We start from the raw sequence: 25679 nt of genomic DNA, 5'->3' as shown, positions 1-25679 counted from the left end.
GCACTTTTTCTTCAATTCCGCGCGCCCGCACGACCCTGTCACCGGTATCGTCACCCTACCGCCGGGAGCCGGCGCCGTCATGGCAACGCGATCGTCGCGCGCGTCAATAGCATGCTAGCTTGGGGCCGTAGTTGCGGATCTGCCAATGCGACATGCAACGGCTGCCGCAACCCGACATTATTCGGCGGGCACCGATCAGCGCCGCCGCCTGCTCAGAACCGAAGGGAGAAGAACATGAAAGCACTACGCACCTTCACACTCACTGGCCTGGCCGCCGGCGTGGCCCTGGCCACGCTGAGCACCACTGCCCAAGCCCAGGAAGAGTGGACCATGACCTCCACCTGGCCGGACAACCTGGACCTGATCCAGATGGACCGCCACTGGGTAGAGCTGGTCAACAAGCTAGCTGGCGACGAGTTGACCATCGATTTCCGCGCCGGTGGCACCCTGATGCCCGGCAGTGAAGTATTCGACGCGACCCAGACCGGCGCCATCGAGGCCGCCGCCGACTGGCCCGGCTACTGGGCAGGCCTGAGCCCGGCATTCTCGCCGCTGGCCACCACCACCAGCCTGTTCAACGGTGTCGACTACCTCAACTGGATCAACCAGTGGGGAGGCTTCGAGCTGTATCAGGAAGTCTATGGCGAATACGACATGGTCTACCTGCCCTACGGGATCACCAACAACGAGTCCGGCTTCATGGGCGGCACCCCCATCGAGAGCATCGCCGACCTCGAGGGCAAGCGTCTGCGTCTCTCCGGCCGCGACCAGGGCCGCGTGCTCGAGAAGCTCGGTGGTTCCCAGGTCACCCTGGCCGGCGGCGAGGTCTACCAGGCCATCGAGCGCGGCGTGATCGACGCCGGTGAGTTCTCCACCCCGGGGGTCGACTACAAGGCCGGTTTCGGCGAGGTCGCCGACTACTGGTCCACCCCGGGCTGGCACCAGTCCGCCAGCGTGTTCGGCGTGATGATCAACAAGGACGCCTGGGACGCCCTCTCGGAGGAGACCCAGGAGAAGCTGAAGATCGCCGCCGAGGCCACCATGGCCTGGTCGCTGGCCTGGTCCGAGCGAGGCTCCACCGATGCCACCGTCAAGTTCAAGGACGAAGGCATGACGATCAACCATCTGTCCGATGAGGACCTGGCACGCATCCAGGAGGTCACCAACGAGGTCATCCTGCAGGGTGCCTGCGAGGATCCGATGCACGCCAAGGTCTACCACTCCATGGTCAGCTACCTGGAGCACTACGCCAACTGGCGTGACGTGACCGTGCCCTTCAACATGAGCCGCACCATGGACAACCTGCCGTCCCTGGAAGAGCTCGAGGCCTGCATGAACCAGTAACCGGGAAAACCGCCGGGCCCTCGGGACCCGGCTTCCCTGCGGCGCCCCTGGCGCCGCCTTTCGTCTGACTTGCCTGTTTCCGAGAGCCTCACCATGAACGCCATTGCCAGGGCCATCGATGCCCTCAACGAGGGGTTCGGCCGCCTGATCGCCCCGCTGCTTGCCGTGATCACGCTGATCGTGATCTATGATATCGCCGCCCGCTTCTTCATCGGCCGCCCCAGCGACTGGGCCTTCGATGTCACCAAGATGCTGTTCGGCGCCCATTTCATGCTGATGGCCGCCTTCGGCCTGCGCCATCATGCCCACGTCGAGGTCGACGTCCTCAAGCGCCTGCTCTCCCGCCGCAAGCAGGCCACCCTGGAACTGCTCGGCTACCTGCTCTTCTTCGTGCCCTTCATCTGGATGCTGCTGACCTTCGGCTGGGCCTTCTTCGAGCGCTCCTTCAGCCGCGGCGAGACCACCTACGGCATGATGTCCATCCCGGTCTACCCGGTGAAGGGCGTGATCGTGGTGGCCGCCGTGCTGCTGCTGCTGCAGGCCATCGCCATCGTCATCCGCGCCTTCGGCGAACTGCGCAAGGAGGCCGCCGCATGAGCCCCGAGATGCTCACCCTGTTCATGTTCAGCGGCCTGTTGGTCGGCCTGTTCATGGGCCATCCGCTGGCCTTCGTGCTGGGCGGCGTCGCCGTGCTCGGCGCCTGGCTCGGTCCCGGCGCCAAGACCCTCGGCATCCTGATCAACAACATCTACGGCAATTCCATGGACAACTATGTCCTGGTGGCCATCCCCCTGTTCGTGCTGATGGCACGCTTTCTCAATGACTCCGGTGTCACCGAGAAGATGTTCGACACCATGCGCCTGCTGCTGGCCAACCTGCGCGGCGGCCTGGCGCTCACCGTGGTCATCGTATCGGTGCTGCTGGCCGCCACCACCGGCATCGTCGGTGCCTCCATCGCGGTGATGGGCATGATCGCCCTGGTGCCGATGCTCAAGTACTCCTACAACAAGGAGCTGAGCACCGGGGTGATCATGGCCAGCGGCTGCCTGGGCATCCTGATCCCGCCCAGCATCATGTTGATCCTGATGGCCAGTTACTCGCCGGTCTCGGTGGGCGCGCTGTTCGCCGGTGCCTTGGTGCCAGGGGTGATGCTGGGCACCATGTACGCGCTCTACGTGCTGATCATCTGCTTCATCAAGCCCAGCTATGGCCCCGCCGTGCCGGCCGCGGAGCGCGCCGAGACCTCGACCGGCGAGCTGCTGATCATGCTCGGCAAGTATGTGCTGCCGCCCATGTCGCTGATCCTCGGCGTGCTGGGCTCGCTGTTCCTGGGCATCGCCACCGCCACCGAGGCCTCGGCCATCGGGGTCTTCATCGCCTTCCTGCTGTTCCTGATCTTCGGCGACCGCAAGGCCTCGACCTGCTATCGCACCCTGATCGAGGCCAGCAAGACCACCACCATGGTGATGCTGGTGGTGGTGGGGGCGACCGCCTTCACCGGCGTGTTCTCCATCGGCGGCGGCATGGACGTGATCCATGAGGTGGTGACGGCGATGCCCGGCGGCACCGTCGGGGCGCTGATCCTGATGCTGTTCCTGGTGTTCATCCTGGGCATGTTCCTGGACTGGACCGGCATCGTGCTGCTCAGCTTCCCGATCATGCTGCCCATCGTCGACAGCATGGGCGTGGACATGCTGTGGTTCGTGGTGATGGTCGCCGTGGTACTGCAGACCTCCTTCCTGACACCGCCGTTCGGCTATGCACTCTTCTACCTCAAGGGGGTGGCGCCGCCCGGGGTGGAGATCATCGACCTCTATCGTGCGGTCATTCCCTTCGTGGCGCTGATCGTGCTGGCCTGCGTGCTGATGGCCTTCTTCCCGGTGCTGATCACCGGCCTGCCGGCGATGCTGCTCGGCTACTGACCCCTCCGAGCAGTCCGCGACTCGACGCCCGCCGCCATATGACGGCGGGCGTCGTCGTGTTGACACCGGTCAGCCGAAGTTGGCTGCAGCGACCGGGCGCAACTGATACCATTTGCCGTCGTCAACGTCTCGCATTTGCCTTTCCGCGCCTGCCAGGAGCCTTCCCTTGTCTCGACCCTCCAGCGGTGACCTGCCCGCCCTGTCGCGCCGGGCGATTCCCTCTTTCACCCCCTGGACCGCTCTGCTGCTCTGGGTCGCCCTGATCGTGGCAATGCCGGTACTGGCGGTGCTGGCGCACATCCTGATGCCCTCCGGTGGCGTCTGGCAGCATCTGGCCAGCACGGTGCTGCCGCGCTACCTGATCAACACCCTGTTCCTGGTGGTCACAGTGGGGCTCGGCACCCTGGTGATCGGCACCGGCACCGCCTGGCTGGTGGTGATGTGCCGCTTCCCGGGCAGGCGGCTGTTCGAGTGGGCGCTGCTGCTGCCACTGGCCGTGCCCACCTACGTGATCGCCTACGCCTACACCGACTTCCTGCAGTTCTCGGGCCCCCTGCAGGGGTGGCTGCGCGAGCTGTTCGGCTGGCGCTTCGGCGACTACTGGTTTCCCGAGGTCCGTTCGCTGGGCGGGGCGGCGACGCTGATCTCCCTGGTGCTCTACCCTTATGTCTACCTGCTGGCCCGCGCCTCCTTCATGGAGCAGTCGGTGTGCATGCTGGATGTGGGACGCACCCTGGGGCGAGGGCCTTGGCAGCTGTTTTGCAGCGTGGCCATACCGCTGTCGCGCCCTGCCCTGGTGGGCGGCGTATCGCTGGTACTAATGGAGACCCTGAACGAATTCGGTGCGGTGCAGTACTTCGGCGTGGACACCTTCACCACCGGCATCTACCGCACCTGGTTCGGCCTCGGCGAGCAGGTCGCCGCCGCCCAGCTGGCCGCCTGCCTGCTGGCCTTCGTGATCGCCCTGGTGCTGCTGGAACGCTGGTCGCGGGGCAAGCGGCGCTACTTCCACACCTCCAGCCGCTATCAGCAGTTGCCGGAGTACCGGCTCGGTGGCTGGGCCTCGGCGGGCGCCTTCCTGGCCTGCCTGCTGCCGATCCTGGGGGGGTTCCTGATTCCCAGCGGCATCCTCGCCGCGCTGGCCATCGCACAGGGCGATTCGCTGTTCGGCACCGCCTTCATCGGCTATGCCCGCAACAGCCTGGTGCTGGCAACCATCGCCGCACTGATCGCGGTAACCCTGGCGATGGTGCTCAGCTACGGGGTGCGCCTCAACGATACGCGGCTGACGCGCACCGCCACGCGGATCTCGGCCATGGGTTATGCGATTCCGGGCTCGGTGGTGGCGGTGGGCATCCTGATCCCCTTCGCCTGGCTGGACAACACCATCAACACCTGGTTGCTCGAGCAGCGTGGCGAGGTGATCGGGCTGATCTTCAGTGGCTCGGCATTCATCCTGATCTACGCCTACGTGGTGCGTTTCCTGGCGGTGTCGTTCAATGCCGTGGAGGCGAGCCTGGGCAAGGTGACCCCGAGCATGGACGCCGCCTCACGCACCCTGGGTCAGACCGCGACCGGTACCCTCAAGCGGGTGCACACCCCGATCATGCGTGGCAGCCTGCTGGCGGCCTGCATTCTGGTCTTCGTGGATGTGATGAAGGAGCTGCCGGCAACCATCATCCTGCGCCCCTTCAACTTCGATACCCTGGCGGTACGCGCTCACAGCCTGGCGGCCGACGAGCGACTCGCCGAGGCCTCGACGGCCTCACTGGCCATCGTGGTGGTAGGCATAGTCCCGGTGATTCTGCTCAGCCTGGCCATGCGCCGCTCGCGCCCCGGCGGGAAGTGAGGGAAAGACAAATACCTGGGAGGGGTCCAGCCGCAGGGTGACGGGCTGGCCCTCGGCGGGCAGGAAGACACCCGGCACCCGCGCATGGATATGGGCTTCATCGCCGTCAGAGTCATGAGCACAGATATGCAGCAGGCTGCTGCGCCCCAGCAGCTTGGCCATGACGATATGGCTGTGACTGTGCGCTTCGGCCGGCGCGTCCAACCGCGCCACCTGCAGCGCCTCCGGCCGCACCAGTACCCGTGCAGTGGTGCCCTCGGCCAGCCAGCCGGCATCCACGATACCCACCGGCGTCAGTACCTTGCCGTCGCGCACCACTCCAGAGAGTTCGTTCACCTCCCCGAAGAAGGTCACCACGAAGGGATCGCTGGGGTTGCAGTAAAGCTCCCGTGGCGTACCGACCTGAACGATATGACCGTCACGCATCAGAGCGATGCGGTCGGCCATGAACATCGCCTCTTCCGGGTCGTGGGTCACCAGCAGGGTGGCGGCCCCGACCTTCTTGAGCACGTGCAGGGTGTCATCACGGATCTGGTCGCGCAGTCGCGCATCGAGACTGGAGAAGGGCTCGTCGAGCAGCATCAGGTCCGGCTCGGGCGCCAGGGCTCGGGCCAGGGCCACACGTTGCTGCTGCCCGCCGGAGAGCATGTGCGGATAGCTCTCGGCGTGGGCCGCCATGCCCAGTTGTTCGAGCAGTGCCAGGGCGCGCTGGCGGCGCGCCGCCACCGGCAGGTGCTTGAGCCCGAAGGTGACATTTTCCAGCACCGAGAGGTGCGGGAAGAGCGCGGAGTCCTGAAAGGCCAGGCCGACGCTGCGCTTTTCGGGCGGCAGATGATGCCCACCGCAGCGTGCCACCTCCTTGCCTTCGAGGGCCACTCGCCCCTGCTGCAGGGTCTCGAGGCCTGCGGCGATGCGCAGCAGGGTGGTCTTGCCACAGCCCGAGGGGCCCAGCAGGCAGACGACCTCGCCCGGCAGCACTTCAAGGTCGATGCCCTTCACCACCTCGTGCCTGCCGAAGGCATGGTGGATGCCCTGCATCGATAGTGCCGGTGCAGCGGAGGAGAGCGGTTGCTGGAGTTTCTGGTTCATGGGGCCCTCGACGTCGTGTCGGTGGAGTTGCCCTCATCATAACCGATCGTGAGCGCTAATGCGTTTGAAAGCGACTCGCATTCAACGAATTACCTGCTTCAGCGCAAGAAATCTCCCCCTGAGCACTTGACGTCGCCGATATGCGGGGCTTCAATAGGCGCACCAGTAATGCAACGTATTATCATTCCACTCCATCAGGAGCCATCGAAGTCATGATGATCAAGCACGCTCGTCTCGCCGCTCCCATCGCCGTCGCGCTGGCCGGCTCCGCCTTCGCCAGCATCGCCTCCGCCGATGAGTTGAACATCTACTCGGCGCGCCACTACGACTCCGACGCGGCGCTCTACCAGGCCTTCACCGAGGAGACCGGCATCGAGGTCAACCTGCTGGAAGGCGACTCGGATCAGCTGATCGAGCGCATCACCCGTGAGGGCGTGGCCAGCCCCGCCGACGTGATGATCACGGTGGACGCCGGCCGCCTGTGGCGCGCCGAGCAGGAGGGCATCTTCCAGGCTGTCGACTCCGCGGTGCTCAACGAGCGCCTGCCGGAGGCCATGCGTCATCCCGAGGGGTTGTGGTTCGGCTTCAGCCAGCGTGCCCGCGCCATCTTCTACGACCGCGAGAGCTTCGACCCGAGCCAGATCGGCAGCTACAAGGAACTCGCCGACCCGAGATTCGAGGGTGAGGTGTGCATCCGCTCCTCGAACAATATCTACAACCAGTCGCTGCTCGCCTCGCTGATCGAGCATCACGGCGCCGAGGGTGCCGAGGAGTGGGCCCAGGGCGTGGTGGCCAACATGGCCCGCGACCCCGCGGGTGGCGACACCGACCAGATCAAGGCCGTGGCCAACGGCGAGTGCGACCTGGCGGTGGCCAACCACTACTACTACGTGCGCCTGCTGCACTCCGACGATGAAGCGGACCGCGAGGCCGCCCGCCGGGTCGGCGTGATCTTCCCCAACCAGGACGATGGCGGCACCCATATCAACGTCGGCGGCGCCGGTGTGGTCGAAGGGGCTCCCAACCACGAGAATGCCGTGCGCTTCCTCGAGTTCCTGGCCTCCGACACCGCCCAGGAGATCTTCGCCAACGGCAACTACGAGTTCCCGGTGGTGGCGGGCGTGAAGAAGAACCCGGTGCTGGAGTCCTGGGGCAACTTCAAGAAGGACAGCCTGAACATCAGCAAGCTGGGCGAGAACAACCCCGAGGCCATCAAGATCTTCGATCGCGTCGGCTGGCGCTAAGCCTTTCGGCCCTCGCCTCAACCCGAAACGCCACCGCAGCCGCGGTGGCGTTTTTTTGATGGTCAGTGGGCCTCGTCCCAGTTGGCCCCCGACTCGGCCTCGACGATCAGCGGCACCTCGAGCTCGGCGGCGCCCTGCATGCGCGCCTTGACCTGCTCGATGAACCGCTCCACCTGCCCTTCCGCCACCTCGAACACCAACTCGTCGTGGACCTGCATCACCATCCAGGCATCCATCTCGCCCTCTTCCAGCCAGGCGGCCACCTCGATCATGGCGCGCTTGATGATGTCCGCGGCGGTGCCCTGCATGGGGGCGTTGATGGCGGTGCGCTCGGCGCCTTGGCGGCGGGCACGGTTCTGGGAGCGGATCTCCGGCAGGTAGAGGCGCCGGCCGAATACCGTCTCGACGAAGCCATCCTCGGCGGCCTGGGTACGGATGCGCTCCATATAGCGAGCCACCCCAGGATAACGATCGAAATAGCGCTCGATCCAAGTCTGGGCCTGGTTGCGCTCGATATGCAGCTGCCGCGACAGCCCCCAGGCGCTCATGCCGTAGATCAGGCCGAAGTTGATCGCCTTGGCGCTGCGCCGCTGGTCCCCCGAGACCTTGTCGAGCGCCACCCCGAACACCTCGGCCGCGGTGGCGGCGTGGATGTCGCGCCCCTCGGCGAAGGCCTCGAGCAGCCCCTTGTCCTCGGAGAGGTGGGCCATGATGCGCAGCTCGATCTGGGAGTAGTCGGCGGCGACGATGCGATAGCCGGGCCGGGCGATGAAGGCCTGGCGGATCTTGCGGCCCTCTTCCGTGCGGATGGGGATATTCTGCAGGTTGGGGTCGCTGGAGGAGAGCCGCCCGGTCGCCGTGACCGCCTGGTGATAGCTGGTGTGCAGCCTGCCAGTTGCCTTGTTGACCAGCCGCGGCAGCTTGTCGGTATAGGTGGACTTGAGCTTGGCCAGGCCGCGGTGCTCCATGATCACCTTGGGCAGCGGGTAGTCCAGCGCCAGCTCCTCGAGCACCGCCTCGGCGGTGGAGGGCGCCCCCTTGGGGGTCTTCTTGATCACCGGGATCTGCTGCTCCTCGAACAGGATCTGGCCGAGCTGCTTGGGCGAGCCCAGGTTGAACTCGCGGCCGGCCAGCTCGTGGGCGCGCGCCTGCAGCTCGTTGATCCTCACCTCGAGTTCTCGGCTCTGCTCGTGCAGGCGCTGCGGGTCCAGGGCCACACCGGTCAGCTCCATCCGCGAGAGCACCGGGATCAGCGGCAGTTCGATCTCCTCCAGCACCTCGGCCAGGCGTCCCTCCTTATCCAGCCGTGGGCGCAGTTCGCGGTGCAGGCGCAGGGTGATATCGACATCCTCGCAGGCGTAGGGCACGGCCTGCTCCAGGGCCACCTGGTTGAAGGTGAGCTGCTTGGCCCCCTTGCCGGCGACCTCCTCGAAGGAGGTGGTCCTCTCGCCCAGGTACTTCAGCGCCAGTGAGTCCATGTCGTGGCGGGTGGCGGTGGAGTCGAGCACATAGGACTCCAGCATGGTGTCCTGAAGCGGACCGGCGACCCGGATGCCGGCGCCGGCCAGCACCGAGATATCGTACTTGAGGTTCTGGCCGATCTTGGTCTTGGTCGCGTCCTCGAACAGCGGCTTGAGGGCGGCGAGCACGGCGTCGCGGTCGAGCTGCCCAGGGGCGTCCAGGTAGTCGTGGGCCAACGGGATATAGGCGGCTTCCCCCGCCGCCAGCGCCAGCCCCACGCCGACGATCTGCGCCTCCATGTAGTTCAGGCTGGTGGTCTCCAGGTCGAAGCAGAAGGCATCGCTCGCCTTCAGTCGCTCGAGCCAGCCGTCCAGCTCGGCCTGCTCCAGGATCACATGATCCTCCCGGGCGGCGGCACCGGCGGGCGCCCTCGCCTCGGCGGCATCCGCATCCGCAACCGCGCCGCCACCGGCGACGTCATCACCCCCCTCGTCCCTGCCCTCGAGCAGCTCGGCGAGCCAGGCCCGGAACTCCAGCCGGCGATAGAGCTCGAGCAGCGCCTCGCGGTCGGGATGGGCGATATCCAGGTCGTCGAGCCCCACCGGCAGCTCGCAGTCGGTCTTGATCGTGGCCAGCTGGTAGGAGAGGAAGGCCTGGTCGCGGTGCTCCTCGAGCTTCTTGGGCAGCGTCTTGGCGCCACGGAATCCCAGCGCCTTGACCCTCTCCAGGTCAGCATAGATGGCATCGAGCCCGCCCGCCATGCCCTGCAACAGGCCGAGCGCCGTCTTCTCGCCCACCCCCGGCACCCCGGGGATGTTGTCCACCTTGTCTCCCATCAACGCCAGGAAATCGATGATCATCTCGGGCGGCAGCCCGAACTTCTCCTTCACCCCCTCCACGTCGAGGGTCTCGTCCTTCATGGTGTTGACCAGCGTGATATGCGCATTGACCAGCTGGGCCATGTCCTTGTCACCGGTGGAGATCACCGCATCGCGGCCCGCCTCGGTCGCCTGGCGGGCCAGGGTGCCGATCACGTCATCGGCCTCGACCCCCGCGATGCACAGCAGCGGCAGGCCCAGCGCCCTTACGCAGTCGTGCAGCGGCTGCACCTGGTCACGCAGGTCATCCGGCATCGGCGGCCGGTGGGACTTGTACTCCTCGAACAGCTCGTCGCGAAAGGTCTTGCCCGGCGCATCGAAGACCACCGCCATTGGGCTGTCGGGGTAGTCCTTGATCAACCGCTTGAGCATGTTGAGCACGCCCTTGATCGCCCCGGTGGGCAGGCCCTCGGAGGTGGTCAGCGGCGGCAGGGCGTGGAAGGCGCGGTACAGGTAGGAGGAACCGTCGACGAGAACGATGGGAGTATCGGCCATGGAGGCATCCATTGAAGCTGAGCGGAGAGTGATTCTGGTCAACCATGATACGCATAGCGCGGCCGTTTTGCCGCGACCAGTGGGCGCGAAGGCGACGACACCTTACACTGGGGGACAGGCACATCATCTCACCGCCCCTGGCGGCATGGAGGTCACCATGAACGTCCTTCGCTCGCTTACCGCCCTGCTGCTGGCCGTGGGGCTCTCCCTCACTGCCGCCCTGCCGGCCCTGGCTCAGTCCGACGAGGCGCTGGCCCCGGACATCACCATCCGCCAGGAGGAGGAGCGCACCATCCACGAGTACCGCGTCAACGGCGAGCTCTACGCCATCGAGATCCGCCCCTCTGCCGGCCCCTCCTACTACCTTGTCGACCACGACGGCGACGGCAACTTCGAACGCCAGGAGGGTGACCGCATCGCCGTGCCCGAATGGGTGCTGAAGACCTTCTGAACAAAGTAGACGACGCGTGCATCACACTCGCAAGTCGCTACAATAGGCGGCTTGGCATTCCCGGGTGAGAGACACATGGCCGTATTCACACCGCTGACCGAGTCCCAGGTCGAGGCCTTCCTGAGCCGCTTCGACGCCGGCTCACTGGTCTCCCTGGAGGGCGTTCCCGCCGGCACCGAGAACAGCACCTTCTTCGTCACCACTGACCAGCGCGAGCTGGTGCTGACCCTGTTCGAGCAGGGGGAACACGAGGAGCTGCCGTTCTTCGTCGACCTGCTCGACTATCTCGACGAGCATCGCCTGCCGGTGCCCGGCCCCCTGCACGACCGTGAGGGCGTGGCCCTGCATAACCTGGCTGGCAAGCCGGCACTGCTGTTCCCGAGGCTGCCCGGCAAGCACCCGCTCGAACCGAATCTGGCCCAGTGCCATGAGCTGGGTAGCGTACTGGGACGCCTGCACGCCATCTCGCAACACTTCACCGGCCATCGTCCCAATCCTCGCGATCTCCATTGGCTGGTGGCTCTTCACCCCAAGGTACATGGCTATCTCTCCGCGGCTGACCAGACGCTGATGAAGGATGAGGTGGAGACCTATGAGGATATCTTCAACAACGTTGTCGAGCTGCCACAAGGCGCGTTACACGGCGATCTGTTCCGCGACAATACCCTGTTCGAGGGCGAGCGCCTGGGCGGCATCATCGATTTCTACAACGGCTGCACCGGCGACCTGCTGTTCGACCTGGCCATCGTCATCAACGACTGGGCCAGCGATGCCGACGGCCGCCTGAACGCCGAACGCCACGACGCCATCCTCGCCGCCTACCAGGCACACCGCCCGCTGACCGCCGCCGAGCGCGACGTCTGGCCGATGATGCTGCGCATGACCGCGCTGCGCTACTGGCTCTCACGCCTGCTGGTGATCTACGTGGACCCACCGGCCCACGACCTCACCCCCCATGACCCCGAGCGGTTCCGCACCATCCTCAAGGCGCGCATCGATCACGCTGCGCTGCCCCTGCCGGAGGCAGATTCATGAGTCGACCCATGGCCAGTACCGGAAGCCCGGCGCGGCGCGCGCGACGCGTCTGGAATATCGACCAGTGGGGCAGCGGTTACTTCGACGTGGATGACTCCGGCCACGCCCTGGTACGCCCCCTGGGCAGCGAGACCGAGGGCCCCGCCCTGCCGCTGGATGACCTGGTGGTCGAGCTCAAGGCCGCCGGCCTGCGCCTGCCGGTGCTGGTGCGCTTCATCGACATCCTCCACGATCGGGTCGAGCAGCTCTGTCACGCCTTCGACACCGCCATGGCCGAAGAGAACTTCGGCGGTGGCTACACCGCGGTCTACCCCATCAAGGTCAACCAGCAGCGCCGGGTGGTGGAAGAGATCCTTGCCACCCCCGAACGCGGTCGCGACCGGGTGGGCCTGGAAGCCGGCAGCAAGCCCGAACTGCTCGCCGTGCTGGCACTCTCCGGCGACGGCCCCTCGCTGATCGTCTGCAACGGCTACAAGGATCGCGAATACGTGCGCCTGGCGCTGATGGGCGAGAAGCTCGGCCACCGCGTCTACCTGGTGGTGGAGAAGCTCTCCGAGCTGCCGCTGATCCTCGAGGAGGCCGCCGCGCTCGGCGTCACGCCGCGCATCGGCCTGCGTGCCCGCCTGGCCAGCGTGGGCCGCGGGCGCTGGCAGAACACCGGCGGCGAGAAATCCAAGTTCGGCCTCACCGCCAGCCAGATCCTGGCGGTGGTGGAGCAGCTGCGCGAGGCCGATGCCCTGGCCAGCCTGCAGTTGGTGCACTTCCACCTGGGCTCCCAGATCGCCAATATCCGTGACATCCAGCGCGGCCTGCGCGAGTGCGCGCGTTTCTATCAAAGCCTGATCGAGCTGGGCGCTCCGGTGGACACTGTGGACGTGGGCGGGGGACTGGGGGTCGACTACGAGGGGACCCGTTCGCGCAGCTTCTGCTCGGCCAACTACTCGATGCTCGAGTACGCCCGTAACGTGGTCTACGCCTTCCGCCTGGCCTGCCAGGAGCACGGTCTGCCGCAACCGCACCTGATCAGCGAGTCGGGCCGGGCGCTGACCGCGCACCATGCGGTCCTGATCAGTAATGTGATCGGGGAGGAGCGGGTCAGCGAAGCCGCTCCTGCGCGCCGGGTCGAGGGCGACCCCCAGTTGGACGAGTTGTGGCGGGTCCACGACCTGCTCGGCGCCTCACCCGACCAGCGCGGCCTGGTGGAGGCCTGGCACGACCTGGTGCAGGCCATGGGCGACCTGCATGAGCGCTTCGTGATGGGGCTGACCAATATCACCGCTCGCGCCGAGGGCGAGGCCGTCTATTTCGCCGCCTGCGCCCGGCTGCGTGCCCGGCTCGACACCCGTAACCGGGTGCATCGCGAGATCAACGACGAACTGGCCGAGAAGCTCGCCGACAAGCTATTCGTCAACTTCTCGCTGTTCCAGTCGGTGCCCGACGTCTGGGGCATCCAGCAGATCTTCCCGGTGATGCCGCTCTCCGGCCTCGACCAGGAGCCGGTACGCCGCGGCGTCATCCAGGACATCACCTGCGACAGCGATGGCCGCATCGATGGCTACGTGGACGGCCAGGGCGTGGAGACCACCCTACCCCTGCCGGAGTGGCAAGAAGGCGACGAGAAGCTGCTGGGCTTCTTCATGGTGGGCGCCTATCAGGAGATCCTCGGCGACCTGCACAACCTGTTCGGCGATACCGACTCGGTGGACGCCACCCTCAACGACGACGGCAGCTGGACCCTGAGCCATATCCAGCAGGGCGACCGAGTGGCCGACGTGCTGAGCTACGTCAACTTCGACGCCGAGGTGCTGCGCCGCCACCTGGCCGAGCAGCTCGCCGCCAGCGGCCTGGAATTGGCCGAGCAGGAGCGCTTCCTTGACGACCTCTCCGAGGGCCTGGCGGGCTATACCTACCTCGAGTGACTGCGCCAAAAGAGCAGAGCGAGAAGGCGCCGGGGACAGATCGAAGAGGGGGGCCTACTGACTAACACTACTCCACCACGCGGGTGGTCACCTCCAGGCCGCCGGTCAGGGTGAAGCGCAGCTCGCTGCCGCGCTCCAGCGGGCCGACCCCTGCGGGCGTGCCGGTAAGCACCACATCGCCCGGCTGCAGGGTGAAGTGGCGACTCATCTCGGCCAGCAGGGTCGGCACGGGAAAGAGCATGTCGGCGCCTTCACCATGCTGGCGCCTCTCGCCGTCCACCTCCAGGGTAAAGGAGAGCGCGCTCCAGTTGGGCACCTGGGAGAGCGGCAGGAAGTTCGACAACGGGCAGGCGCCATCAAAGGCCTTGGCGATCTCCCAGGGGTGCCCCTTCTCCTTGAGCCGTGACTGGACATCACGCAGGGTCAGGTCCAGGGCCAACCCGATGCCCACCACCGCACGCTCCGCCTCGTCGGCGGTGACGTAGGTAAGCTCCTCTCCGATCAGCAGCGCCAGCTCGGTCTCGTAGTGCACCTCGCCCCGGTCGAAGGGCGCTTCGACCGGCGCCTCCAGCATCACGGCAGCGGTCGCCGGCTTGATGAACAGCAGCGGCTCGCTGGGCACCGGATTGTCGAGCTCTCGGGCATGGTCGGCGTAGTTGCGGCCGACGCAGACGATCTTGCCGAGCCGCTCGGGATAGGCCTGGCCGTCGGTGAAGCGTGGGACAAAGCGCATGGAAATTTTCTCCTTATCTGGGTATGCGACGTCAACTACTTTGGCCGCTTGGCGACAATTAAAAGGTTCTTCGCAGACTGGCGTGAAAGCGAAGCAACCTTAGGCAGAGGCGGGATAGAGAAACGGCGGTAAATCCGAGTAAACTGATGTTCACCACAAACCCCAGCCTACGGATACCGCCGTTGCCATGGATGCTACCCCGCTCTGCCTGTTCTGGAAAGGTTTCACCGTCGCCCATCACGAATTCCTGGATGAGCAAACACTACGGCTCCAGTTGGCGCCTGATGACCTGATCCCGCCAGTCTGCAGCGGCTGTGACCATGCCTGCTTTCTCGTCCATGACGTGCATCACCGTCGCGTCCGAGAGGCGCCGTTGCTGATCTACCGGGTGGAGCTGGAGGTGCCGGTACGTCGCCTGCGCTGCCCCGTCTGCGGCCCGACACGCGAGCGCATTGACTGGTTGCCGGGTCGTTCACCGGTGACCACCACGCTGCGCCAGTGGGTGGAGCGTCTGGTCGAGTTGCTGCCGATCCGGCATGTCGCCGACTTGGTCGGCCTGCACTGGCATACCGTCAAGGCCATCGATAAGCAGCGCCTACAGCGTGACCTGCCGGCGCCGGACCCGACGCGGCTGCGTCGCCTGATGATGGACGAGTTCGCCCTCCACAAGGGGCACCGCTACGCCACGGTGATTGCGTGTGCCGACACCCAGCAGGTGGTGTGGATCGGCGAAGGTCGCTCCCGGGAGGCGATCCGCCCGTTCTTCGAATGGTTGGGTGATGCGCGACAGCAGATCGAGGCCGTCGCCATGGACATGAACGCGTCTTTCGATCTCGAAGTGAAGGACCAGTGCCCTAACGCCGAGGTGGTCTACGACCGCTTCCATGTCGTGGCCAAGTACGGGCGTGAAGTGATGGACCGGGTGCGCGTCGATCAGGCCAATCAGCTGCGCGACGACAAGGCGGCCCGCAAGGTGATCAAGGGCAGCCGCTGGCTGCTGCTGCGCAATCAAGACAACCTCAAGCCTGAGCAAGCGGTGAAGCTGGAGGAACTGCTGGCCGCCAATGCCTCACTGACCAAGGTGTATCTGCTCAAAGACCAGCTCAAGACACTGTGGTTTGCCGAGGACGAGGCGACGGCACGCAGCGGTTGGCAAGAGTGGGCCGGTATGGCGTTGAGCAGCGGTATCGACGCCTTGGTGCGCTTCACCAAGAAGCTGGAGCCCTACTTGGATGGCATCGTATCCAGTGCTCGCCACCGGCTAAACACCAGCGTGCTGGAAGGTATGAACAACCGAATCAAGGTCATCAAGCGGATGGCCTACGGGTACCGCGACACGGCGTACTTCTTCCTGAAGATCCGTGCCGCGTTTCCCGGCAAAATGCGATGAACCAATTAAAATGGCCGGTTGGGTGGGGTAGTTGTCGTCAGTCCGACGACCCAGCTTTTCCTCCTTGTAATTGACGTTGATAAGCACGCTTACGGTAGCTTTCCCCGCTCAGCTCCATCAGCGTGGCGTGGTGCACCAACCGGTCGATGGCGGCCACGGCCATCATGCTGTCGGGGAAGATACTGTCCCAGGCGCTGAACGGCTGGTTGGCGGTGATGATCAGGCTGGCCGACTCGTAGCGATGGGCGATCAGCTCGAACAGCACTGACGTCTCGGCCTCGCTGCGTTGGACGTAGCCGATATCGTCGATCACCAGCACGGCGTACTTGTCGAGCTTGATCAGGGCGTCGCTCAGGCGCAGTGCCTGCTTGGCAGCCTGGAGCTCCTGGACCAGGCTTGAGGCGGTGGCGTAGCGCACCCGGTAACCCTGGTCGACCAGCGTATGCCCGAGCCCGGCCGCCACGTGGCTCTTGCCGACGCCGGAGGGCCCAAACAGCAGCAGGTTGTGAGCCTGGTCGACCCACTGCGTGTCGCCGGCCAAGGCGCTCAGTTGCCGGCGCTGCTCGGCCGCGATGGCGTCGAACTCGAAGGACTCCAGCGTCTTGCCCACCGGCAGCCGGGCCTCCTTGAGGTGCCGGGCCAGCCGGCGTCGCTCACGCTCGGCCAGCTCGTGCTCGCATAGGGCGGCCAGTGTTTGTGGCAGGCTCCAGTTTTCGGCTCGGGCGCGGGTTTCCAGCTGGGGCCAGCAGGCGGCCATGGTGGGCAGGCGGAGCTGTCGCAGTAGCAGCGGCAGCGTCTGGGCATCAGGCATGGCAGCCCACCTCTGTGGTCGGCACGCTGGGCACCAGATGGTTGTAGCTGGCGATGTCATGCTGAGTCACCTGGGGGAAAACCAGCGTGGCGCTCGGCGTGGCGGCGAAGCGGGCCTGGAGCTCGGCCAGCGTCGGGCTCTTCCCGCGCGCCAGGGCGCCCAGCCAGTAACTGGCGATCGCCTCGGCCTGGTCCTGCTCGGCGGCCAACGCCAGAGCGCCAACGATGCGCTTGCAGGCCTCGGCGACCGGCAAGGCGGCGGTCAGCCGGGCGTACAGCTCGCGCCACTCCGCACTCGGCAACAGGTCGTCGCGGAACGTCAGCCCCGCCAGCGCCCGGGGCTTGCGGACCAGCCAGCCGATCACATGGCGGTAATCGATGACCCGCAACCGGCCGCTTTCCGGCGTGGCATGCAGCCGCCTCAGCGTCAGCAATGCTTGCTGTGCGTGATGCAGCACCAAGCGATCATCGTAAAGGTGCACCCGCAGGTTCTCGCCGATCAGCCGGGACGGCACCGAGTAGAGCACCTTGCGCACCTGGATAGTGCTGGAGGTGGTGACGCGCACCGTCACCTCGCTGTAGTCGGTACCGGGCCGGCTGGGCAGTGGCTGCAGCGCGCCACGCTCGACGGTGATGCGGGCCGCGTTGCGGCGGTTGATCGCGGCGGCCACCTCATCGAGGAACGCCTGATAGTCATCGAGGCTGGCGAAGTCCTGGGAGCCACGCAGCGCCAGGCGCTGCTGCAGGCGCCGCTTGAAGTGACCATGCGGCGACTCGATGCTGGCGTTTTCATGGCCGCGCCCCGGGTTGTTGCGGGTGGCCGTCATGCCGTAGTGAGCGCACAGGGCAGCATAACGCTCGGTGAGGTCGGCTTCCGCCTCCCGGCCGAGGTTGCGGAAGGCCGCCGACAAGCTGTCGGTGCGGTGCTCCGCGGGGACACCGCCAAGGCGCTCCAGCGCACGGGTCAGGCCTTCAGCCAGCGCCGGGTAGCTCTCGCCACCGAGCACCACCCGGACATAACACCAGCCGCTGTAGGCCAGGCGGAAGTGGTAGAGCCGGTGATCAAGCAGCTCCCCTGCCACGGTAATGACAATCCCCTTGAGTTCGGTGAAGTCGGAGAGGCCGCGCAGCCCGGGGCCATGGGTTTGCGGGAACATTACCTCTTTCTCCGGGCCGTGCGCGGCTCGCCAGCCCTTGACCCGGCGCTGCAGGGTTCGCAGCAGGCTGTCCGGGTACTGGCCGGGGTGCTGCTCCTGCAACCACTCCAGCAGGGTCAGTGCTTGCAAGCCCGGGGTGGCGGCCAGCTGGGGGACGAGTGCGGTCTCCCACACCTCAGCGAAGGGGTCGGGCCGGGTTCGCCAGTGTCGTGATGCCTGCGGCTCGGAGGACTCGGCCCGGCGTTCGAGGCGGCGAGCGGTTCTAACGGAGAGGCCGGCCTTGGCGGCGGCGACCTCCTGGGTCTGGCCTTGTTGACGTTGCGACATATAGAGCGTGACCTGTTGGCTGGTGACCGCCATACCGGCTCCCTGGTGGGTCGGGACAAGCGGTCAAGCTTAGGGCAACCGGTCACAGTAGTTGTCGTCGGCCGGCCAGAGTAATTGTCGCTCTATACCAGGAGCGTGTGTCGGACCGAAGAGCCCCTCTCGGTCGGTTTCGTGCTGTTGCACCGCTTCACGCTACTCCCCTTCGCCGCCTTCGTCGACTGCCTGCGCCTGGCGGCCGATGTGGGGGATCGTAGCCGTCAGGTGCGCTGCCACTGGACCTTCATGAGCAGCGCCAGCGAGTCGGTGCTTTCCAGCAGCGGTGCCGCCATCTCTCCCTGCGAGCGGTTCCGGGATCCCGCCGAGTTCGACTATCTGGTGGTCGTCGGAGGCGTGCTGAAATTCAGGGGGTATGACATCTGTGCAAGGTTGCCAGGAAGCAGGATGACCGCCTGGGACATGGCTCGACTATCAGGCATTGGCGCAGGTGTTCCGGGGGAAATACTCAGGAACCCTGGATGCCGTCGACGTTGAGCTTATGGCTTGAGTTCAGGTCCTTGAAGCGACATCCACGAGCGCAACGGCGACACCATGTCAGATAGATGGCAGTCGCCGGCACCCTAGGCTTTGGTAAATATGCAGTGTTATTCACTGGCTATACTTATATGAATAGATTTTTTTATCAAAATAACGCTATTTTTTATTAATTCTTTTGATGCGATAGGGTTGTGTCCTGGTTTGACCGAGCGCCCTGTGAGCAGGTAAACCAATTCTGCCCACTATAAAACAAACAACGTGAGATCGTGTCATGACAGCTAAGTATCTGAGAGCTTTCGCCACCATCACCGCCATGTCCGGCGCTCTCTTCCTCGCCGGCGCCTCGCTCGCAGCCGAAGCTGCGACCCTTCGCCTGGTCACCGACTCGGGCACACAAGGATCCCCAGCCGGCGACACCCTTGATGAATGGAGCCGGCTGATCGAAGAGAAGTCGAACGGCGAGCTCGCGGTCGAGGTCTACTACCAGAACGAGCTGGGCGGGCAACAGGAGGTCTTCGACCTCCTGGTTGCCGGCGGCATCGACATGATGCTCAGCTGGCCGATGACCTCCTACGACAAGCGCATCGGCGTCATCTATACCCCCTACATGACACTATCCTGGGACGAGGCCATCGAGGCCTATAGCCCTGGAGGCTGGGTCAACGAATTGCTTGGCGACGTCTTCGCCGATATCGGCCTGAAGTTCTTCGGCCCCTGGCCCGAGGGATTCAACGGCGTGGCTTCGCGCGGCCAGTATGCGCTCGATATCGAGAGTGCCGAGGGGCTGGCGGTGCGTACCATGACCGTCTTCCCGGCGCCGCAGACCATGCAAGCCCTAGGCTACCAGACCGCCGCCATCGACTGGGGGGAGGTCTACACCGCCCTCCAGACCGGTGTGGTCGACGGCGAAGCGGGCAATGTCATTTACTGGCCCTATGAATACTTCCGCGACACCTTGGATCACTACGTCCACACCAAGCACTTCTTCATGACCGGCATCCTGACCATGAACATGGACAGCTATGAGCGCCTGAGCGAAGCACATCAGCAGGTGGTCAGCGAGGCGGCCCAGATGGTTATGAAGCAGCAGTTCGTCGACGCCCGTGAGCGTGACGAGTACTACATCGCCAAGGCTCAGGAAGACGGCATGGAGTACCACACCCTGCCCGAGGAGACCCTCCGGGACTTTGCTCGTCGTGCCCGCGAGCAGGTCTGGCCACTCATGGAAGAGGAACTGGGCAGCGAGATCATGGACACCATTCGAACCAACGCCACGCCGCTGTGATGCTGCGTACCTGAACCCCTGCGCCGGCCCACTTCACGTGCCGGCGCCCCTGTTGTGAGGGCCCTTCCATGCAACCCTTCCTCAAGGCCCTGGACGAGAAGATCGGTTGGCTGCTCAACGCCATTGCCGTCGTGACGAGTCTGCTTGTCGTGGGACTAATGCTCTTCTTGATCCTGGCGCGCTACGTCTTTGGCTGGTCACTGGTCGGCACCCTTGAGCTGGTTATGTTGGCCGGCATGTGGCTCTACATGACCGGGGCCATGATCGCGAGCCGTCGCCATGAGCACCTGGTGGTGGACTTCCTTGAACTGCAGCTGCGCGACGCTCGAGTCAAGGCACTGCACCGGGTGCTGGTGGCGCTGATCGTCGTGGTTATCAGCGCCTGCTTCGTCTACTGGTCCCAGCGCATGCTCGCCTGGGGCGTGCAGCGCCCCCAGCACACTCCTGAACTGTCGATTCCGCTATGGATCTCCCAGGCGGCCATCATGCTTGCTAGCGTGGGTTGTTGCTGTTACGCGATACGCGACCTCTGGGTAGGAATCGTCGATCTGCGAGTCGCCCGCGACAGCTATGGATTGACCAGGGAGGAATCCTGATGGAAGGCTTATTCGCCATCCTGCTGCTGCTGGTGCTCATGGGACTTGGCGTGCCCATCGCCTGGTCCTTCGCCGGCGTGCTGGCCTACCTGGCCATGGCCTATGATGCCAACCTCGATACCCTGATGATGCAAGGCTTTCGTTCGGTGGATTCGGTGATCCTGATCGCCCTGCCACTGTTCGTGCTCACCGGCTACCTTATGCAGAGTGGCGGCATCGCCAGCCGCCTGGTGACCTTCATCGAGACACTGGTCGGCAAGCGGCGTGGGGGTATGGGCGCTTCCATGGTCCTGGCATCCGGTGTGTTCGGTGCCATCGCTGGCACCGCTACCGCCGCGGTGGCTTCCATCGGTACCATCATGATTGGCCCGCTGGAGCAACGTGGCTATCCTCGCGGCTACTCCTCGGCACTGCTCGGCATCTCGTCTCTGCTGGGCATCCTGATTCCACCATCGATCACCATGATCCTCTTCGCCGTGGTGACCCGACAATCGGTGGCGGCGCTGTTCGCGGCCACGGTGGGTCCAGCACTGCTGCTGATCCTGGGACTGATCCTGGTCAACCGCCTGGCGGCGGGCCGACTCTTCCAGGAAGTGGCCGGCACGGCACATCCGCCTGGCCAGGCGCCCTCCAAGGCCCGAGCCACCTGGCGGGCGTTGCCCGCACTGAGCCTGCCCTTCATTATCCTTGGTGGGATCTACGGCGGTGTATTCACACCCACCGAGGCGGCGGCCGTGGCGGCCTTCGCGGCCATCGTCATCGGCTTCCTGGTCTACCGCGACCAGTCCTTCCAGCACTTCACACGAAGCATCATCGCCGCCGCGGAGACCACCGGCTCTATCATCCTGATCCTGCTCTTTTCCTTCATGATCGGCCGCATCCTGGCCTTCGAGCGTGTGCCGCAGGACCTTACCCAGTTGATCACCACCCTGATCCAGAACCCGCTGCTGATTCTGATTGCGGTGAACGTGTTCCTGGTGCTGGCGGGTGCCCTACTCGACGATGTCTCTGTCACCGTTGTGGTCGCGCCTCTGTTCCTGCCGCTGATGGTCGATACCGGCGTCCACCCGGTGCACTTCGGCGCCATCGTCGCCTGCTCGGTGGTGATCGGGGCCAACAGCCCACCGGTGGCGCCAATCCTCTACATGGCCTGCCGAATCGGACGGGTGTCGATCCATAAGGCCTTCTCGCCGGCGCTGCAGTTGATCGCCTTCGTGGGTATCCCGGTGATGCTGATTACCACCTTCGTGCCGGAGCTTTCTCTCTTTCTGCCGCGTCAGCTTGGTTTTATTAACTAAAAAAGATACTTGGAGCTCCTCACACAACCTACATGACCGGGGAGCCAAAGCGGGTGGGTAAAGGAGCTCTCGTTACGATAGCTATGCCGTAAGTTTTTTAGCGGTCAAGGCGGAGAGGGCCAGCACTAACATCCTTCAGTCTGTGAACGATGATGTAACGGATGAATGAACTTCAACTCATGTGCCGCTTATGAAGTGATCGTAAGTTCATGAGAGCCGGGCATCAGAGGCAACGACACTCATCCCGACATTGGGGTGCCCCTCACGGCGCCGAGACCTTCCCGCGGCGACCGGGGGTATAGCCTGGCAGCACCTTTGCCGCCTCTATCATCGCCCACTGCCCCGGAAGCGGCCATGGCCCTTGGCCTTCAGCTCCGGTGAGTGGGTGTTACGTTTCTGTTTCGACATCTCTGGTCCCTTCGAAATCGGCCTCGGCATATCTTAAACCAGTGTCTTGATCCTGAACCCGTGAGACCGGCCCCCAAGAATGCTTCTAACCTACTGAACTGCATGGCAATATAGCGAATATCGCCATTCACCCAGACAGTGCCATGCCCAACGTCAAGTTCCGCGCCAGTCGCCGCACCCTCACCAGCCACGCCGGGCTGTCCATCATCGGGCAATGCTTCGAGATCGCTGGCGTCGACAGCATCGACGGGCGCTTCCCCACCACGCTGGGCATGCGCACCAGCGATGTGGTCAAGAGCTACCTGGGCCTGCTGTGTCTGGGCATGAGCGACTATGACGCTGTCGAGAACTTCCGCCGCGACAAGCCCCTCCAACAACTGCTGACCCTGCAGAAGGTGCCGAGCGCGGCGACGCTGCGACAGCGGCTGGAGAAACTTGCCGCCAACGACCTGCAGGCGCACACCGCCACCTGGTCCACGACCCTGCTGTCACTGATCGAAGCACCGATCACCGCCGAGACGACGCACGTCTGCCTGGACATCGACACCTTCGTCATGGACAACAGCAACTCGAAGAAGGAAGGCGTCTCGCGGACCTACCAGAAGGTCGATGGCTACACCCCGATCGCCGCCTATCTGGGCAACGAAGGGTGGTGCCTGGGTCTGGAACTGCGGCCTGGCCAGCAGCACACCATGAAGGAGAGCAACGCCTTCCTGGAGCGGGTACTGCCTCGCGCCCAAGGCCTGACCAAGCAACCGATCCTGTTACGCGAGGACAGCGGCTTCGACAGCCAGGCGCACCTGGCGCTTCTCGAACAGCAGCGCCAGGTCTTTGCCGACGAGGGGCGCCGGCTCGACTATGTCGTCAAATGGAACCCGCGCGGCTCGGCCACGGCGGATCAGGATACCTGGTTGGCTGTGGCGGCGGACTACTGGGAAGAGCTGCGTCCTGGCAAGCGCCAGGCGCTGTGGACGCAGACCGTCTCGATCCACGACGACAACAAGACCGAATACGTCGTCCAACGCGTGATGCGCCTGGTAGAGCGCACCGCCGATCGCGATGGCCAGTTGCTGCTCGAACCGGACTATGAGTTGGAAGGCTGGTGGACCAGCCTGGACGAGGCGCCGGAGGCGGTGATCAAACGCTACCAGGCGCATGCCACCCACGAGCAATTCCACAGTGAGATCAAGACCGATCTCGACCTGGAGCGGCTGCCGTCGGGCAAGTTCGCCACCAACGATCTGATCCTGCACCTCGCCCAGCTGGCCTACAACATCCTGCGGCTGATGGGGCAGCTGGGCATGACCGGCGAGCTGAGCCCGGTGCGCCATCCCGCCAAGCGGCGCCGGATCCGCACCGTGCTACAAGAGCTGGTGCATCGTGCGGCGCTCGTGATTCACAAGGCGCGGCAGATCATCCTCGACTTCGGGCAGGACATCGGACGCATGACGGTATTGAACACCTTGCGAAGCCGCCTGCGCTATCCCCGAGGCACGCCATGCTGATCGTCTGTCGGACAAAGGCACCACGCAGAGAGCTGACGGTCACCGGCAGCCAGTATCACCGTGTCCGGCGGGTAGAAATGCCTGTCAAAATGGGCTGCTCTCGTCGGTCAGCGTCGCCATGGTTGGTCCTCCCCGGGATGCGTTCAGCGGTTGAGACGGAATCGGCGGTCAAAAAATGCTCGCTGGCGGTGATGGGGGAAGTGTCGGCGCTGGCTTTACGGAATCAGGTTGATTTCAGGGTCCACTATAGTGGTCGTGACGAGGCCCAAGCCGTGGAGGCCATCCGCCACCATCTGGAGGCCTTCTGGGCCCGGCCGATGAAGCAGAGCCTGATCGCCTGCCAGGGCAATGACAGCACCGAGTTAGCCCGGATGTTGCACCGGGTCAGTCAGAAGTCCCCAGATGCCAGGCTCGGTGGGGATAAAAGGGATCTGAGGTGGAGTTTGGCTGCTTTTTGATCAAGTTCCTGTGCTCAGGGCGCACCTCCCCCCACCCCCATGTCTTTTCTGTGCCGGGGACAGCACGCCGCGGCGCTATCCGGGCACCAGCTTGTTGGCCAGCTTCAGGAAGAGGTCCTGCTCCGGGTACTGGCTGCTCAACATCAGCCGAATCGTGCGCGTGTTGCGGGTGATGACAGCGCCGATCTTCAGCAGCTTCAGGCGGAGGGTGTTGACCTGGGCCTGGGCGAAGGCGGTGCGCCTGAGGTAAATCCGGCGTAGCCGCTCCAGCAGCAGGTAGGCCAACCCCGACAGCAGCAGTCGGTACTGGTTGGGCCACCATTCGTGGCAGCTGGTGCGGTCGGAGAACAGGAACTGCTGCTCCTTGATGCGGTTCTCCATCTCGCCCCGGGCACAGTAGCGGTGGTCATAGAGCCACTCGGCGCTGCAGCCGCGCAGGCTGGTGACCACATAGCGGGTGTTGAAGCCACGCCGGCTGGTCTCGGACTTGACGATGACCTTTCGTCGACGCTCCTTCCAGCTCTTGGCAGCGTACTCGATGAAGCCGAAGACACGCTCCTTCTCCCAACTCTTCTCGAAGCGGATAGCCGACGTGTAGTCGATGTCCAGAGCCAGCTTGGCCAAGCGCTTGTTGCCGGCGAGGCCGATGATGTAATCGACGCCGTGGCGGTCACACCAGTTGAGGATCAGTGGACGGCAGAAGCCGCTGTCGCCTCGGAAGACAATCTTCACCTCATGCCACGCCTGGCGCAGCCGCCGGACCAACAGGGCGAGGATGGCACCGGCGTGGTGAGCGGCATCCAGCGAGGCCGGACGCAGGTAGCTGACCAGCAGCTGGTCGCCACAGAACACGAACAGCGGCAGGAAGATGTAGTGGTTGTAGTAGCCGTTGAAGTGCCGCCCGAGCTGCTGGCCATGCACCCGATCGTCGGTGGCATCGAAGTCGAGGTAGAGCGGCTTCTTGGGTGGCCGCCGGAACGAGCGGATGAACTGCTCGATCATCTCCTCGTGGATGGTAGCCGCCCAGTCCCGATCGGCCTGCTGCTCGAAGCGACACAAGGTGGACTGGCTGGCCAGCACGCCATCGGTATCGACGGCGGTCTGCAAGGCGATGTCGTGACGCAGGGCCTGGTGGTCATTGAAGTCCTCATAGCCCAGCGCCAGGCCGAAAACGCGCTGCCGGACCAGGGTTTCGGTGCGATGCAGGCAGCGTTGAGGATCGCGGTCATCACTCAGCCGGCGAGCGATAGCGCGGGTCAGGCCCATCTCGCGGTCGAGCTGCCGCAGCAGCAGGATGCCACCGTCAGAGGTGACCTCGCCGCCATCGAAGCTGGCGGTGATCTGACGGCCTTTGCAGCGTGGAAAGGTGGCGGTGGGCGTGGTACATTTTGTCATGGCGGCTGAAGCGGTTGGTTCTTGTGTAGGAGCTTGAATTATAACCGATTTTCAGCCGCCTTTTTCATTTCCGGTGCAATATCCGGGTTAGGGCTG

General features: G+C 64.6%; 21 protein-coding genes. 15 read left to right on the top strand and 6 right to left on the bottom strand.

Annotation, left to right across the window (positions count from 1 at the left end):
- The first annotated feature begins 234 nt into the window (after window positions 1-234).
- The 4 genes from dctP (NFH66_RS01300) to NFH66_RS01285 all read left to right on the top strand — a co-directional run bounded on the left by dctP (NFH66_RS01300) (window position 235) and on the right by NFH66_RS01285 (window position 5115).
- On the top strand, window positions 235-1344 hold the full coding sequence (gene dctP, locus NFH66_RS01300) for a TRAP transporter substrate-binding protein DctP (protein ID WP_349607718.1): 1110 nt from the start codon (window positions 235-237) through the stop codon (window positions 1342-1344).
- Between the two features lie 93 nt (window positions 1345-1437).
- Window positions 1438-1941, top strand: coding sequence for a TRAP transporter small permease subunit (locus NFH66_RS01295; RefSeq protein WP_349607716.1), 504 nt, complete (start codon window positions 1438-1440; stop codon window positions 1939-1941).
- Complete coding sequence (locus tag NFH66_RS01290; protein ID WP_349607714.1) at window positions 1938-3266, top strand: TRAP transporter large permease; 1329 nt, start codon at window positions 1938-1940, stop codon at window positions 3264-3266. The genes NFH66_RS01295 and NFH66_RS01290 overlap by 4 nt, the downstream gene beginning before the upstream one ends.
- 271 nt (window positions 3267-3537) lie before the next feature.
- Window positions 3538-5115, top strand: a complete 1578-nt coding sequence (locus NFH66_RS01285; RefSeq protein ID WP_349611621.1) for an ABC transporter permease — start codon at window positions 3538-3540, stop codon at window positions 5113-5115.
- Here the strand turns inward: NFH66_RS01285 and NFH66_RS01280 are convergent.
- Window positions 5032-6204, bottom strand: coding sequence for an ABC transporter ATP-binding protein (locus NFH66_RS01280; protein ID WP_349607712.1), 1173 nt, complete (start codon window positions 6202-6204; stop codon window positions 5032-5034). The genes NFH66_RS01285 and NFH66_RS01280 overlap by 84 nt on opposite strands.
- Window positions 6205-6419: 215 nt before the next feature.
- On the opposite strand from NFH66_RS01280, the gene NFH66_RS01275 reads away from it, so the two are divergent.
- Window positions 6420-7448, top strand: a complete 1029-nt coding sequence (locus NFH66_RS01275) for a Fe(3+) ABC transporter substrate-binding protein (protein WP_349611619.1) — start codon at window positions 6420-6422, stop codon at window positions 7446-7448.
- A gap of 62 nt (window positions 7449-7510) precedes the next feature.
- On the opposite strand, the gene polA is transcribed toward NFH66_RS01275, so the two are convergent.
- Window positions 7511-10282: a DNA polymerase I gene (polA, locus tag NFH66_RS01270; protein WP_349607710.1), complete on the bottom strand. Its 2772-nt coding sequence runs from the start codon at window positions 10280-10282 to the stop codon at window positions 7511-7513.
- A 157-nt stretch (window positions 10283-10439) separates the two neighbouring features.
- Here polA and NFH66_RS01265 point away from each other — a divergent pair, with 157 nt between their 5' ends.
- The 3 genes from NFH66_RS01265 (at window position 10440) to speA (ending at window position 13687) form a co-directional block, all read left to right on the top strand.
- Window positions 10440-10733: a DUF2782 domain-containing protein gene (locus NFH66_RS01265; RefSeq protein ID WP_349607708.1), complete on the top strand. Its 294-nt coding sequence runs from the start codon at window positions 10440-10442 to the stop codon at window positions 10731-10733.
- A gap of 75 nt (window positions 10734-10808) precedes the next feature.
- Window positions 10809-11768 (top strand): homoserine kinase, encoded by a 960-nt coding sequence (locus tag NFH66_RS01260; protein ID WP_349607706.1) that lies wholly within the window; start codon window positions 10809-10811, stop codon window positions 11766-11768.
- Window positions 11765-13687, top strand: coding sequence for a biosynthetic arginine decarboxylase (gene speA, locus NFH66_RS01255; RefSeq protein ID WP_349607704.1), 1923 nt, complete (start codon window positions 11765-11767; stop codon window positions 13685-13687). The genes NFH66_RS01260 and speA overlap by 4 nt, the downstream gene beginning before the upstream one ends.
- A 67-nt stretch (window positions 13688-13754) precedes the next feature.
- On the opposite strand, the gene NFH66_RS01250 is transcribed toward speA, so the two are convergent.
- Complete coding sequence (locus tag NFH66_RS01250) at window positions 13755-14420, bottom strand: fumarylacetoacetate hydrolase family protein (RefSeq protein ID WP_349607702.1); 666 nt, start codon at window positions 14418-14420, stop codon at window positions 13755-13757.
- A gap of 187 nt (window positions 14421-14607) precedes the next feature.
- Between NFH66_RS01250 and NFH66_RS01245 the strand changes: the two genes are divergently transcribed.
- Window positions 14608-15810 (top strand): ISL3 family transposase, encoded by a 1203-nt coding sequence (locus tag NFH66_RS01245; RefSeq protein WP_349607353.1) that lies wholly within the window; start codon window positions 14608-14610, stop codon window positions 15808-15810.
- A 37-nt stretch (window positions 15811-15847) separates the two neighbouring features.
- Here NFH66_RS01245 and istB read toward each other — a convergent pair whose 3' ends face one another.
- Entirely contained in the window at window positions 15848-16621 is a 774-nt protein-coding gene (gene istB / locus NFH66_RS01240; protein ID WP_133483961.1) for an IS21-like element helper ATPase IstB, read from the bottom strand.
- Window positions 16614-18137 carry an IS21 family transposase gene (gene istA / locus NFH66_RS01235; protein WP_502878622.1) on the bottom strand — a complete coding sequence of 508 codons (1524 nt, stop codon included), beginning with the start codon at window positions 18135-18137 and terminating at the stop codon, window positions 16614-16616. The genes istB and istA overlap by 8 nt, the downstream gene beginning before the upstream one ends.
- A gap of 102 nt (window positions 18138-18239) precedes the next feature.
- On the opposite strand from istA, the gene NFH66_RS01230 reads away from it, so the two are divergent.
- The 6 genes from NFH66_RS01230 (at window position 18240) to NFH66_RS01205 (ending at window position 24188) form a co-directional block, all read left to right on the top strand.
- Window positions 18240-18635: a type 1 glutamine amidotransferase family protein gene (locus NFH66_RS01230; protein WP_349607699.1), complete on the top strand. Its 396-nt coding sequence runs from the start codon at window positions 18240-18242 to the stop codon at window positions 18633-18635.
- Window positions 18636-18909: 274 nt separating this feature from the next.
- Window positions 18910-19923, top strand: a complete 1014-nt coding sequence (gene dctP, locus NFH66_RS01225) for a TRAP transporter substrate-binding protein DctP (protein ID WP_349607697.1) — start codon at window positions 18910-18912, stop codon at window positions 19921-19923.
- A 68-nt stretch (window positions 19924-19991) separates the two neighbouring features.
- Window positions 19992-20519: a TRAP transporter small permease gene (locus NFH66_RS01220; RefSeq protein ID WP_349607695.1), complete on the top strand. Its 528-nt coding sequence runs from the start codon at window positions 19992-19994 to the stop codon at window positions 20517-20519.
- Window positions 20519-21817, top strand: a complete 1299-nt coding sequence (locus tag NFH66_RS01215) for a TRAP transporter large permease (RefSeq protein WP_349607693.1) — start codon at window positions 20519-20521, stop codon at window positions 21815-21817. The genes NFH66_RS01220 and NFH66_RS01215 overlap by 1 nt, the downstream gene beginning before the upstream one ends.
- Window positions 21818-22368: 551 nt before the next feature.
- The gene (locus NFH66_RS01210; protein WP_349607691.1) at window positions 22369-23730 is read left to right on the top strand and encodes an IS1380 family transposase; all 1362 of its coding nucleotides are present in this window, start codon (window positions 22369-22371) and stop codon (window positions 23728-23730) included.
- Window positions 23724-24188 carry a formate dehydrogenase subunit delta gene (locus NFH66_RS01205; RefSeq protein WP_349607689.1) on the top strand — a complete coding sequence of 155 codons (465 nt, stop codon included), beginning with the start codon at window positions 23724-23726 and terminating at the stop codon, window positions 24186-24188. The genes NFH66_RS01210 and NFH66_RS01205 overlap by 7 nt, the downstream gene beginning before the upstream one ends.
- Window positions 24189-24263: 75 nt before the next feature.
- On the opposite strand, the gene NFH66_RS01200 is transcribed toward NFH66_RS01205, so the two are convergent.
- The gene (locus NFH66_RS01200; protein WP_349607687.1) at window positions 24264-25583 is read right to left on the bottom strand and encodes an IS1380 family transposase; all 1320 of its coding nucleotides are present in this window, start codon (window positions 25581-25583) and stop codon (window positions 24264-24266) included.
- Between the last annotated feature and the right edge of the window lie 96 nt (window positions 25584-25679).

Source organism: Halomonas sp. H10-9-1 (assembly GCF_040147005.1).
In the GTDB taxonomy this organism is placed as follows: Bacteria; Pseudomonadota; Gammaproteobacteria; order Pseudomonadales; family Halomonadaceae; genus Halomonas.
Note: the sequence above shows the minus strand (reverse complement) of the source record. Positions and strands in the feature narration are given on the sequence as shown.